Annotated in this window: 10 protein-coding genes and 1 tRNA gene; 5 read left to right on the top strand and 6 right to left on the bottom strand. The window is 49.9% G+C overall.

All coding sequences use genetic code 11. The features are described 5' to 3' along the window. Positions 1–188 precede the first annotated feature (188 nt). Positions 189–2,228: a methionine--tRNA ligase gene (gene metG / locus DCW36_RS17515; RefSeq protein ID WP_114781394.1), complete on the top strand. Its 2,040-nt coding sequence runs from the start codon at positions 189–191 to the stop codon at positions 2,226–2,228. Positions 2,229–2,456: 228 nt separating this feature from the next. On the opposite strand, the gene DCW36_RS17510 is transcribed toward metG, so the two are convergent. The 6 genes from DCW36_RS17510 to DCW36_RS17485 form a co-directional block, all read right to left on the bottom strand. Beyond that, a complete protein-coding gene (locus tag DCW36_RS17510; RefSeq protein WP_114781393.1) occupies positions 2,457–3,329 on the bottom strand; it encodes a hypothetical protein in 873 nt (290 codons plus the stop codon). A gap of 104 nt (positions 3,330–3,433) precedes the next feature. Continuing rightward, positions 3,434–4,693: an MFS transporter gene (locus DCW36_RS17505; protein WP_114781392.1), complete on the bottom strand. Its 1,260-nt coding sequence runs from the start codon at positions 4,691–4,693 to the stop codon at positions 3,434–3,436. 120 nt (positions 4,694–4,813) lie between these two features. Beyond that, entirely contained in the window at positions 4,814–5,377 is a 564-nt protein-coding gene (gene pth / locus DCW36_RS17500; protein ID WP_114781391.1) for an aminoacyl-tRNA hydrolase, read from the bottom strand. A gap of 490 nt (positions 5,378–5,867) precedes the next feature. After that, positions 5,868–6,452: a 50S ribosomal protein L25/general stress protein Ctc gene (locus DCW36_RS17495; RefSeq protein WP_114781390.1), complete on the bottom strand. Its 585-nt coding sequence runs from the start codon at positions 6,450–6,452 to the stop codon at positions 5,868–5,870. 233 nt (positions 6,453–6,685) lie between these two features. Further along, entirely contained in the window at positions 6,686–7,615 is a 930-nt protein-coding gene (locus tag DCW36_RS17490) for a ribose-phosphate pyrophosphokinase (protein ID WP_114781389.1), read from the bottom strand. Positions 7,616–7,765: 150 nt separating this feature from the next. Continuing rightward, a tRNA-Gln gene (locus tag DCW36_RS17485) sits at positions 7,766–7,838 on the bottom strand. A 618-nt stretch (positions 7,839–8,456) separates the two neighbouring features. On the opposite strand from DCW36_RS17485, the gene DCW36_RS17480 reads away from it, so the two are divergent. The 4 genes from DCW36_RS17480 (at position 8,457) to DCW36_RS17465 (ending at position 12,131) form a co-directional block, all read left to right on the top strand. Continuing rightward, on the top strand, positions 8,457–8,678 hold the full coding sequence (locus DCW36_RS17480) for a hypothetical protein (protein ID WP_128396991.1): 222 nt from the start codon (positions 8,457–8,459) through the stop codon (positions 8,676–8,678). A 288-nt stretch (positions 8,679–8,966) separates the two neighbouring features. Further along, positions 8,967–10,472, top strand: a complete 1,506-nt coding sequence (gene atpD / locus DCW36_RS17475) for a F0F1 ATP synthase subunit beta (RefSeq protein WP_114781388.1) — start codon at positions 8,967–8,969, stop codon at positions 10,470–10,472. 107 nt (positions 10,473–10,579) lie between these two features. After that, positions 10,580–10,825, top strand: coding sequence for an ATP synthase F1 subunit epsilon (gene atpC, locus DCW36_RS17470; protein WP_114781387.1), 246 nt, complete (start codon positions 10,580–10,582; stop codon positions 10,823–10,825). A gap of 175 nt (positions 10,826–11,000) precedes the next feature. Next, positions 11,001–12,131, top strand: coding sequence for a trans-sulfuration enzyme family protein (locus DCW36_RS17465; protein ID WP_114781386.1), 1,131 nt, complete (start codon positions 11,001–11,003; stop codon positions 12,129–12,131). The last annotated feature ends 257 nt before the right edge of the window (positions 12,132–12,388 follow it).

Below are 12,388 nucleotides of genomic sequence, written 5' to 3'. Positions count from 1 at the left end.
AGACGCGGGCACCGCGTCTCTACCTCCATACCCCCAACCGCTCTACCTCTCTGTTACAGGGTTGAAGATTTTCAACCCCTACAAAATTTCTACCTTTCTACCTTTCTACCTCTCTACCTCTCTACCTCCCAAACTTTCTAACTTTCTAAAACCAGCTATTCGTATATTTGCCTTTTCAAGTAAAAAATATGGCAACCGACTATAAACGATATACGATAACCTCGGCATTACCTTATGCCAACGGACCGGTACACATCGGGCACCTGGCAGGGGTGTACCTGCCGGCTGATATTTATGTGCGTTACCTGCGCTCGCAGGAGCGCGATGTGAAATTTGTGTGTGGCTCCGACGAACACGGCGTTCCGATTACCATTCGTGCCAAAAAAGAAGGCATTACGCCGCAGCAGGCCGTAGACAAATACCATGAACTCATCCGGAATACGTTTGCAGATTTCAATATCTCCTTCGACATCTACAGCCGCACTTCCTCCAAAACGCATTACGAAACGGCGTCCGATTTCTTCCTGAAGCTCTACAACGACGGCAAGTTCATTGAGCAGACCACGCAGCAGTACTACGACGAGAAGGCGCAGCAATTCCTCGCCGACCGCTACATTGTAGGTACCTGCCCCAAGTGCGGAAACGAGAATGCCTACGGGGACCAGTGCGAGTCCTGCGGCACCTCGCTGAACGCCACGGACCTGATTAACCCGAAAAGTACCCTGAGCGGCCTAAAGCCCGTGCTGTGCGAAACCAAGCACTGGTACCTGCCCCTGAACGAGTACGAAGGCTGGCTGCGCGAGTGGATCGTGGAAGGCCACAAGCAGGACTGGAAATCAAACGTGTACGGGCAGTGCAAAAGCTGGATAGACCAGGGCTTGCAGCCGCGCGCCGTTACCCGCGACCTCGACTGGGGCGTGCCGGTACCGCTGAAAGAGGCGGAGGGAAAGGTGCTGTACGTGTGGTTCGATGCGCCCATCGGGTACATCTCCGCGACTAAAGACCTGACGCCGGAATGGGAAAAATACTGGAAGGACCCGGAAACAAAGCTGGTACATTTTATCGGCAAGGACAACATCGTGTTCCACTGCATCATTTTCCCGGCAATGCTCAAGGCGCACGGCGACTACGTGCTGCCCGACAACGTGCCGGCCAACGAATTCCTGAACCTGGAAGGCGATAAAATTTCCACCTCCCGCAACTGGGCGGTGTGGCTGCATGAGTACCTGCAGGATTTCCCGGGCAAAGCCGATGTGCTGCGCTATGTGCTGTGCGCCAATGCCCCCGAAACAAAAGACAACGACTTCACCTGGAAAGATTTCCAGGCACGCAACAACAACGAACTGCTGGCCATCCTTGGCAACTTTATCAACAGGGCCGTGGTGCTTACCCATAAATACTACGAAGGCGTTGTACCGGCACGCGGCGAACTGACCGACTACGATAAAGAGGTGCTGGGCGTGCTGCAGAATTTTCCGATGGTAATTTCTACCTACCTGGAGCGCTACCGCTTTAGGGATGCACTGAGTGAGCTGATGAACCTGGCGCGTGTGGGCAATAAATACCTGGCCGACACCGAGCCCTGGAAACTGATCAAAACCGATCCGGAGCGTGTGAAAACGATTCTGAACATCGCCCTGCAAATTTCCGGCAGCCTGAACATCCTGATGGAGCCATTCCTGCCAGACTCCGCCGTACGACTGGCCATTATGCTGGAAAGGCCATTTGGCAAGTGGGCCGAAGCCGGAGCACCCGACCTGTTACCCGCAGGCCATATCCTGGGCAAGCCCGAGCTGCTGTTCGATAAGGTAGAAGATGCCGCCGTAGAAGCACAGGTACAGAAACTGCTCGATACTAAAAAGGCAAATGTGCTGGCAAATGCCGTGGCCGCGCCTGCCAAAGAGAATATTGCGTTTGAAGATTTTTCGAAAATTGATATCCGCATCGGTACTATCATAGCTGCAGAAAAAGTAGCTAAAACCAAAAAACTGCTTAAACTAACCGTTGATACCGGCATTGACCAGCGCACCGTAGTAAGCGGCATTGCCGAATACTATGCTCCGGAAGCGATCATCGGGCAGCAGGTAAGCATCCTGGTAAACCTGGCACCGCGCGAAATCAAAGGCATCACGAGCCAGGGCATGATCCTGATGGCTGAAAACGCCGACGGCTCGCTCGCTTTTGTGCAGCCAAGCAAGGCTGTGGTAAATGGGGGAGGAGTGAGCTAAAATTTAGTTCAGCTATTTATAAAACAAAAGCAGCAGCATCTTCCCGGTGCTGCTGCTTTTGTTTTTGTTGCTGCTATTTCTGCTTATTTACACCAGATAGTATTTAGCCGGTTCCACAAAACAATTTCACTCTGTCATCCCCGTAGGGGATCTTGTGGGCGAACTGCACATAGGCCTGCTACTGGAGGACGTGCAATGGAAGATCCTTTTTACGATTTAGTATCAGACCTACTCCTCCACAAACTGCTTATCCTTCGGCGGGAAAATTGAATCGATGAAGTTTATTAACCTGCGGCGGGTGTTTTTGATGTGCTTGTGCAGCGCAATTTTCCGAAAGTCGTAGCTGCGCATACGGTCGATGTCCTGTTCGAGTGAAAAGTTTTTCAGGAGCGACTCCAGGAAGAAGCGGCTTATTTCGTTGTTCCACTCGTCTTTGTTGCCCCAGTAATGCCCGATCCAGGGTTTGGCTTCGCGCAGGCCATAGGTTTCGTCGAGCGCAACCGACAGGGCGAACTGCTCTATCAGCCGGGGCGTTACCTGTTCGCGGCACATGGTATCGCACAGCTCCAGGGCGAGGGCAATAGCCTGCTTGTTTTTGCTGGCAGGCACAGCCACCACACCGGCGTTCCACATGCTGTGCTTTTCGCTTAGTTTAAACGAGCCAAAATCCATGCCTTTTACCTGCTGCCACATGCGCTTGTCGGTTTTGCTGCGAAGCTGGTGCAGGGCGCCTTCCCGTTCATGCATAAACGCAACGCCCTGGTTCAGCTGCTCATTGAATGCCTGCACCGGCTTGTGCAGAAAGGTATCGGAGTCGAGGTAGACAACGGCTTCCTCCGGTTGGCGCAGGATCAGGTCTTCGATGGCTTTTATTTTCACGCGCCAGAAAAAGTCGTAGGGTCCTTTCCAGTCCTGCAGCTGCGCTTCGCTGATGGTAACTACCTGCACATGCCCGCCCAGGTGCTGGTAATACGCCGGGTAATCGGTGTACACATAAATTGACCTTACTTCCTGCCGATGCTGCAGGAAGGAGAGTATCGAAAAGTTTGCCTGGTAGTGGTTCTTGATATACGGGCCAAAGGTAAGATACAGTAGGTTCATGTGGTTTTGCTGTCAATCACAAAGTAAAGCTTTATTTATGAAAAAAAGCGACTGTGGCAAAGCTGAAGTTACCACAGTCGCTTACGTTTCTGTTTTTGCATGCATTAACTGATGACGGCCTTACCCAGAGCCGGTGGCGCAGCTGCAGGCTCCTGTAACCTTGCATTTTCGAGGCGCTGCACCACAAAATAGAGGACTGCTGCTGTCACCAGAGCCATTGCAGCTGCTGCCCACCAGAGTGTGGCAAAGCCGTAGGATGCAATTAGCCTGGTGCCAAGCACGGGAGCCAGTATGTGTGCCGTCGCATAGGCAATAGTGTACAGACCCATATAAGCGCCCCGGTTCTGGGCAGTAGAGCGTTCTGTGGTGATGGTCGCCATAAACGGCATCGCCAGAATTTCGGCTACACTCAGCAGAAACATCGACACAAACAGTACTGCCATGTGCTGCACCAGGTTCAGGAGCACAAAAGACAGCCCAAGCAGCAAAAGACCTCCCGCTATCAGCCGCGATTTCTTTACCCTGTCCGCCAGCAGGTACACCACCAGCATCTCCAGCAGGAACACGATCAACCCGTTCAGCGCCATCAGGCCGCCGATGTGCAGCTCCGGGAGTTTGTACACCTGCCGGTAATAGAGCGGAAGGGTAGAGATCAGCTGAAAAAACACGGTGGCAAAGCAGCAGCACAGCACAATGAACAGGATAAAAACCCCGTCCTTGTAGGGCGAACCGACAGCGCCAGCGCCGGCATGAGGCTGTGCCTGTACGGGCCGGTGCCCCTGCTGCCGCCGGAAGTACAGGTAAAAAAAGATGCCCGCCACAATGCAGGTAGTGCCGTCGGCAATAAAAAGCCAGTTGTACGACAAAGCCGCCAGTAGTCCGCCAATAGCAGGACCAACTGAAAAACCCAGGTTCAGGGCCATGCGGTTCAGCGAGAAAGCGCGGGTCACGTTTTCGGGACGGGCATACGTAGCAATGGAGGCCGCGTTGGCTGGCCGCATGCTGTCGTTCACCAGGCTCAGGATAAATACGCCCGCTGCCAGGTACTCAAACTGGTGCAGGTGCAGGAGTACAAAGTACAGCAGTCCGCCCAAAGTCAGGCTGAAGAACTGCACGAAGAAATGCCCGGTTTTATCGGTGAGCCAGCCGCCCAGCAGGGCGCCGCAGATGCTGCCAAAGCCATAGATGCCGATGATGATACCGGTGTCCTGCAGGCTGTAACCCAGTTCTTCTGTCAGGTAGAGGCCCAGGAACGGCAGCACCATGGCGCCGCTCCGGTTTATGAACATTACCAGCGAGAGCATCCAGGCCGGCTCAGAAAGCCCGCCAAATGCGTTCCGGTAAAGCTGTACTACTTTTTTCATAGTTAAATTTTGTGTCAGGTGGCATTAATATGTTCTTTAAAAAATCGGAAAAGCTGTAAAAGCAAAAACCTCACAGCCTGCAAAAGCTGTGAGGTTTTGATAAACCTGCAGCGCAGCTCTTTACTTGATGTTGTGAAAATTCATGGTCCTTTCCAGGCCCACGGTGCCAAACGAAATAACTGCCTCAGCCGCTTTTTCGATAAGCGTCTGAAGTTCGGCTTGCTCGTCTTCGCTGAACCTGCTAAGCACATAATCTACCTGTTTGCCTTTGGAATAGGCATCGCCTACACCAAAGCGCAGGCGCGGATAGTTGTTATGTCCCAGTGTCTGCTCGATATGCTTCAGCCCGTTGTGGCCACCGGCACTGCCCTTGGCCCGGATGCGGATTTTCCCGAACGGTATGGCAATGTCGTCGGTAATGACCAGCATGTTTTCTACCGGGAGCTTGAGCGAATTCAGGTGATGCCCGACCGCCTTGCCGCTTAAGTTCATGTACGTGGTTGGCTTTACCAGCACAAAGGTGCGGCCCTTCATTTTTATCTCAGCCACAAAAGCGTGCCTGCCGGTATCAAACTGCCCGTCGTATTTTTTAGCCAGGTAGTCCAGCACCATAAAGCCAATGTTGTGGCGTGTTTCAGCGTATTCGGGGCCAATGTTGCCAAGGCCTACAATCAGGTATTTCATCGTTGTGTCTTCGGGAGTGGCTTCAGGTTCAGGAGAGAAGCCCAGCCACTGTTTTATACGGTTTAGCATTGTCTGAACCGTTGATGGTCGTGATTGATTGATTCTTATGATTTTATATTAGAACAGATAATATCTACTCGCTTCCACGCTTGTTATCTTCCTCTTGTCATCCCCTTGGGATCTTGTGGACAAACTGCACTTAGGCCAGCTACAAGAGTTTTAAAAGGAAAGCTATTTCTATAGATTAGGATATAAACAGTTTAAACCATATATTTTTTATCAGCAGTGGAAACGAAGCTCGAAATAAGCGTTTCTGCAGCTTGCCTACAAGATCCCAGGGGATGACAAAAAGGAATTAGTTTAAATCAGTTAAATCCAGTTACCTGTCTTGAATACCTCACTCCATCACGACCAGCAGCGGTTCAGACAAACAAAAAATCCTGCCCTGCGCAGTGCAGGACAGGATTTCGTTGCTCTTAAAAGCGGGAAATTATTTTTTACCGCGAGCTTCCTCTGCCTGTGCACTCTTAAGGGCACGTGGGATAGTAACTGTTGCAATAGGGGCGTTGGCATTAGTCAGGATTTCGTAGTTAGCCGGTTTTACTTTGCTAACTTTGATAGACTTGCCAAGCTCCAGGTCAGAAATGTCAACTTCTACACTGTCAGGAAGGTTCGCAGGAAGCGCCTTCACACGCAGCTTACGCAGTTTGGTAACCAGTTTACCACCAACAATAACACCTGGCGATGTTCCTACGAATTTAACAGGAACGTCGATTTTCACCGGTTTGTCTTCCTGAAGCTCCAGGAAATCAACGTGCAGCAGCATTTCGTTTACCGGGTGAAACTGTAAGTCCTGCAGGATCGCTCTGTAGTGGGTACCTTCTATGTTCAGGTCAACTTCGTATACTTCCGGAGAATATACCAGGTCTCTGAAAAGGATAGCTGGAGCATAAAAGTGAACTTGCTCAGCACCACCATAAAGTACTCCTGGTACAAAAGACTCATTGCGCAGATCTTTGGAAACCTGCTTACCGAGATTTGCTCTTTTAAACCCTATAATCTCTAATTGCTTCATTATAAATGTTTTTAAATTTTTGTGGCTGCAAAGGTAGGGAAATAAATTGTTAAATTGCTCAATTGTTAAATTGTTTTTTTCTGATGAATGGCTTAATGGTTAAATGGCTAAATTGTTCAACCTCTTAAATGAGACATTTACATTCCATCTCCAATTGAAAAAAGTTTTAACCTGTCTAACAAAGGCGATCTATCCAAAAAAATCAACCATTAACAATTCAACCATTAAACAATTTATATAAACAGCGAGCTGATAGACTCGTGCGTAACCACGTTGTTGATAGCTCTTGCAAACAGGTCGGAGAAGGTAAGCACCTTAATCTTGGAGCTTTGCTGCTTCAGCGGAATGGTATCGGATACTACCAGTTCTTCCAGTGCCGAGTTTTCGATACGCTCGTAAGCGGGGCCCGACAGGATAGGGTGAGTAGCAATGGCCCGAACGGTTTTGGCGCCTTTTTCTTTGAGCAGGTCTGCTGCCTTTGTAATGGTACCAGCCGTGTCTACCATGTCGTCTACCAGCACTACATCCATTCCTTCTACGTCACCGATCACTTGCATGGAGGCAACCTCGTTGGCGCGCTTGCGGTGCTTGTCGCAGACAACCATTTCGGCCCCGAAGTTTTTGGCAAAAGAACGGGTTCTTACCACACCGCCTACGTCAGGCGAAGCAAAGATCAGGTCGTTGCCAAGGTTCAGGCTGCGCAGGTAAGGCACAAAAATAGCAGAGCCGTCGAGGTGGTCTACGGGTATATCAAAGAAGCCCTGGATCTGGCCGGCGTGCAGGTCGCAGGTCATGATGCGGTCGGCGCCAACCGATTGAATGGCGTTGGCCACCACTTTGGCTCCGATAGAAACGCGCGGTTTGTCTTTGCGATCCTGGCGGGCATACCCGAAGTAAGGGATTACCACAATCACTTTATGGGCAGAGGCACGCTTGGCGGCATCAATCATCAGCATCAGCTCCATCAGGTTATCGGCCGGAGGGAACGTAGACTGCACCAGGAACACTTCGGCGCCCCGAACGGATTCATTAAAGTGTGGAGCCAGCTCACCGTCGCTGAAGTGTTGCAGGCTGAGGTCGCCTAGTTTGGTGCCAAACGAAGTAGCTATTTTTTCAGCCAGATATTTAGAGGCGGTACCAGAGAAAATTTTAACCAGTGGCATGATACAGCAGAATTAAATTTTAAGGAGTTTTAGGTGGTTTAGCTACAAAGCTACGAAAATAATGGCACCTGTTTTTCAAAAATATTGCCTAGGCAGGAGAGGGGGAAAAGCAAAAAGAGCAACACACTGCTGTATGTTGCTCTTTTTATGTTGTCCGACCAGGTTTCGAACCTGGACTCTTCTGAACCAAAATCAGACGTGTTGCCAGTTACACCATCGGACAATCTCTACTTGACGTTGAACCTGCTGTTCTGTTGTCGTTTGATGATGCAAATATAGGGAGGCGATTCTTTTTCGCAAAATTTTGACTGAAAATTTTTGAAAAAAATAGTCCGGAATCTGCTCCAGGGCCGTGCCGGGGTGCTTTTTGGGTAGTGGAATGCGGTGGAAATGTTTGCCGCGGATGTGGTGGTTGTGGCCGGTTTATATGTCTAAAATGGTGACTTCTAAATTTTTATCGTGCAGTGTCCGCTTAAGCAAAAGCTCGTTTTCCGGAGCTGTCGAAAGTTTGGTCCGTTCCGGGGTTTGCCAGGCCGGTAAATGTTTTTTTTGAAATTTTCTGTCGGTGGCAGCTTGCCGGACTTAACTGGGAGGTAGAAAAGGTACTACCGCTTCAAAATAGCGGGGTGGCTGTGCAGCGGCCATCGTAGAGGAGCAGAGGCTGTGGTGGCAGGTGCAGTACCGTTTTTGAACGCTCTGGTTATTATCCGGGGCTCGCTGGTGTTTCCGGGCAGAAACCAGAATATCTGAATATTTACGTGCAAAGGCTGTCACCAAGCGGGCAATTATCCGTAATGAAATTATCTGTCTCATTTATACTTCTTTTTCTATGTACTCAACCATGACAAAAAATTCTGAACTTGTCACAACTACATGTGGACGCGAGCTCGACTTAAGTGCCTCTGAACTTGTGTTAGAGCGTTCCAACAGCCTTTTTAGCTACAACATCCTTAAGCTTACGTCTGGTGAATATGTAATTGCCGAAAAGTTTTTTGCCAACCCCTTTAACAACAGATATATCCTATTGAACGACGACCAGATAGAGCAGCTTAAAAACCTCTGATACCTTTCCGGCTTGTACTGCTGCCCTTGCATGGTAAGCAGGGTAGATTCTGTTTGTATTAACCTCACGTATAAATAGCTGTAAATATTACCCGGTGTACTGCTTGTTCGAGCCTCTCTTTATATTATAGTGTGGAATGTTGTTGAAACCCTGCTGAAGTTGTGTTTTTCACAATTAAACCTAAAGTGCTGAATTTTTTTAAATTGTTGTGTGATTTAAGAGATTTATAGGTTAGTTTTGCAGCCTGAAACAACCCTGTTACAAAAGTTAATCATTATATAAAGTCAAATGGCGAATATTGGCAGAATTACCCAGGTTATCGGTCCGGTTGTGGACGTTAGCTTTGTGGGTGAAAACATTAAACTACCAAATATTTTGGATGCCCTTGAAGTGACGAAAGACAATGGCCAGAAAGTAATTCTGGAGTGTCAGCAGCACCTGGGCGAAGACCGTGTGCGTACCATTGCAATGGACGCAACCGAAGGTCTTTCGCGTGGTACTGAAGTAGTTGACCTGGGTGCTCCTATTTCCATGCCAACCGGCGAAGGCATCAAAGGTCGTCTTTTCAACGTGATTGGTGAGGCAATCGATGGTATTCCGCAACCGGTAAGCACAAACGCTCTGCCAATTCACCGTGCGGCTCCTCGTTTCGAGGACCTGACTACAGCTTCTGAAGTACTTTATACCGGTATCAAAGTTATCGACCTGATCGAGCCTTATGCAAAAGGTGGTAAAATCGGTCTGTTCGGTGGTGCCGGTGTGGGTAAAACCGTATTGATCCAGGAGCTGATCAACAACATTGCAAAAGCATATTCCGGTCTTTCTGTGTTTGCCGGTGTGGGTGAGCGTACCCGCGAAGGAAACGACTTACTTCGTGAAATGATCGAAGCTGGTATCGTGCGTTACGGTGATGCCTTCATGGAATCGCTGGAGCATGGCGGCTGGGACCTTTCTAAAGTTGACCAGGAAGCCCTGAAAGATTCTAAAGCTACCTTCGTGTTCGGTCAGATGAACGAGCCACCAGGGGCACGTGCCCGTGTTGCCTTGTCTGGTCTTACACTTGCCGAATACTACCGCGACGGTGATGGTTCAGGCCAGGGCCGCGACATCCTGTTCTTCGTAGACAACATCTTCCGCTTTACGCAGGCGGGTTCTGAGGTATCGGCTCTTCTTGGTCGTATGCCATCGGCGGTAGGTTACCAGCCAACACTGGCAACCGAGATGGGTGCCATGCAGGAGCGTATTACTTCTACCAAGCGTGGTTCCATTACTTCGGTACAGGCCGTTTACGTACCTGCCGACGACTTAACTGACCCTGCGCCGGCAACAACGTTTGCTCACCTGGACGCTACTACCGTACTTTCCCGTAAGATCTCCGAGCTTGGTATCTACCCTGCGGTGGACCCACTGGATTCTACTTCTCGTATCCTTACCCCGGACATCGTAGGTCAGGAGCACTATGGTACTGCACAGCGCGTAAAAGAAATTCTGCAGCGTTACAAAGAACTTCAGGATATCATCGCCATCCTTGGTATGGACGAACTTTCTGAAGAAGACCGCCTGGTAGTACACAGAGCGCGTCGTGTGCAGCGTTTCCTGTCGCAGCCATTCCACGTAGCCGAGCAGTTTACAGGCCTCAAAGGTGTACTCGTAGACATCAAAGACACCATCCGCGGCTTCAACGAAATCATGGACGGCAAGCACGACCACCTGCCAGAAGCAGCATTCAACCTCGTAGGTACTATCGAGGATGCCGTTGCCAAAGGCGAGAAAATGCTGGCTGACGTAAAATAGGTTTTTTAGTTAAGAGTTAAAAGTTAAGAGTTATGAGTTGCAGAACCTGTTAAACCCATAATTTCTAACTCTTAACTCTTAACTCTTTAACTCTTAACTTATTTAAGATGTATTTAGAGATAATCACACCAGACAAAAAAGTATTTGCCGGTGAGGTGGATGCCGCACAGTTTCCGGGTACCAACGGTTCTTTCGAGGTGCTGGACATGCACGCGCCACTTATCAGCACCCTGGAAAGCGGCCGGGTACGCATCACCACCAAGAAAGGGCAGGAGTTCTTTTTCGTGGATGGCGGTGTGGTAGAGGTGTTGAATAACAATATCATTGTACTTGCTGAATCTGTAGAAGACTAAGCTATAGCTCATCAGCAAAAAGCGCCTCCTGTTCTTCGTGAGCAGGAGGCGCTTTTCGTTTTCACGGTAATGGGCAGCAGTGGCAATATAAAATCACACCCATCCTTCCATCATTACCATCAACGGTTCAGACAAATATTTTTAACTTTAGGAGAGCAAACATAAATCCTGCAGCATGACTCAATTTCATCCGAAAATAACGCCCATTTACCAGACATCCGTTTTCACGTTTGAAGATCTGAACGAGCTGGAAGCTTATTTCGAGCAGCCTGGCAACCAGTATATGTACTCCCGGTTCGGCAATCCGAACACCGACGAACTGGCCGCAGAGGTAAACAAACTGGAAGGCGGTGCCGGGGCGGTGGTTACTTCCTCGGGTATGTCGGCTATCCTGGTGGCCGTGCTCACCTACTGCCAGGCCGGCGACCATGTGCTGTGCGCCGAAGAAATTTATGGTGGCTCTGCCTCGCTGTTATCGCAGGAGCTGACCAGAATTGGCATTGCCGTAACCTTTGTGCCGGGTGATGAGCTTTACAACCTGGGCAATTATGTGCAGGACAATACGAAACTGCTGTTAGCCGAAACCATCAGCAATCCGCTGCTGCAGGTGTTGGATATTCAGAAACTGGCAATTGAAACGAAACGTGCAGGCATCAAGTTGGTGGTAGATAACACCTTTGCTTCACCCATTATCACCAAACCCTTAGCACTTGGCGCCGACATGGTGATGCACAGTGTGACTAAATATCTATCGGGCCACAGCGACGTAACGGCAGGTGTGGTAGTTTGCCGGGAGGAGGAGGACCTGAAACGGGCGAAGCAGGTAGTGATGACATTCGGCGTGAATCTGAGCCCTTTCGAAAGCTGGCTGGGAGCACGCGGCCTCAAAACCCTGAAGCTGCGCATGCGGCAGCACTCCCAGGGAGCGTTGGAAATTGCCAGGTTCCTGGAGCAGCATCCGAAAGTAGAGCAGGTCTGGTACCCGGGACTTGAGCAGCACCCGCAGCATGAGTTGGCCAAAGTGCAGGGCAACGGCCTGTACGGCGGCATGTTATCGTTCCGGATCGCCGATGATTTAGAAACGGTCAATACCTTTATGCAGGCCCTGCAGCACATCCCGTTTGCACCCTCGCTGGCAGGCGTTACCACTTCCATCTCGCACCCGCTGCGCACCTCGCACCGCTCTTTCAGCCCCGAAAAGCTTCAGAAGCTGAACATTACTTTAGGTGTAATTCGGTTATCAGTCGGCATAGAAGATGGGGAGGAACTGCTAGCGGATCTGGAGCAGGCGTTGGAGCGGGTTTGAGTTCGGAAGGAATCAGATGCCTGGTGAGTGTACCCAAAAAAGTCAGAATCAGTTTAAAAGTGTTTCTCTAGATTGAGGGCAAACACCTGAAAAAAATCGGACGAACATCTCCAGAAAGGGGCGAACACGTGGGTTCGCCCTTACGATAAGAGGGATGCACACGATAGCTTTACAGCTGCTGATTGAGCTAAAGTTGTACGGGCGCCCCTTGCGGGTGCCCTGCCTCAAATCAGCAGAAGCTTAATCAAAGGAACTAT

Source organism: Botryobacter ruber, from assembly GCF_003347595.2.
Taxonomy (GTDB): domain Bacteria; phylum Bacteroidota; class Bacteroidia; order Cytophagales; family Hymenobacteraceae; genus Pontibacter; species Pontibacter ruber_A.
Note: the sequence above shows the minus strand (reverse complement) of the source record. Positions and strands in the feature narration are given on the sequence as shown.

Bases quoted from the DNA above. Each gene is read 5' to 3' on its own strand.
- metG (WP_114781394.1), top strand. From the start codon at position 189: ATGGCAACCGACTATAAACGATATACGATAACCTCGGCATTACCTTAT.
- DCW36_RS17510 (WP_114781393.1), bottom strand. From the start codon at position 3,329: ATGAACCTACTGTATCTTACCTTTGGCCCGTATATCAAGAACCACTAC.
- DCW36_RS17505 (WP_114781392.1), bottom strand. From the start codon at position 4,693: ATGAAAAAAGTAGTACAGCTTTACCGGAACGCATTTGGCGGGCTTTCT.
- pth (WP_114781391.1), bottom strand. From the start codon at position 5,377: ATGAAATACCTGATTGTAGGCCTTGGCAACATTGGCCCCGAATACGCT.
- DCW36_RS17495 (WP_114781390.1), bottom strand. From the start codon at position 6,452: ATGAAGCAATTAGAGATTATAGGGTTTAAAAGAGCAAATCTCGGTAAG.
- DCW36_RS17490 (WP_114781389.1), bottom strand. From the start codon at position 7,615: ATGCCACTGGTTAAAATTTTCTCTGGTACCGCCTCTAAATATCTGGCT.
- DCW36_RS17480 (WP_128396991.1), top strand. From the start codon at position 8,457: ATGACAAAAAATTCTGAACTTGTCACAACTACATGTGGACGCGAGCTC.
- atpD (WP_114781388.1), top strand. From the start codon at position 8,967: ATGGCGAATATTGGCAGAATTACCCAGGTTATCGGTCCGGTTGTGGAC.
- atpC (WP_114781387.1), top strand. From the start codon at position 10,580: ATGTATTTAGAGATAATCACACCAGACAAAAAAGTATTTGCCGGTGAG.
- DCW36_RS17465 (WP_114781386.1), top strand. From the start codon at position 11,001: ATGACTCAATTTCATCCGAAAATAACGCCCATTTACCAGACATCCGTT.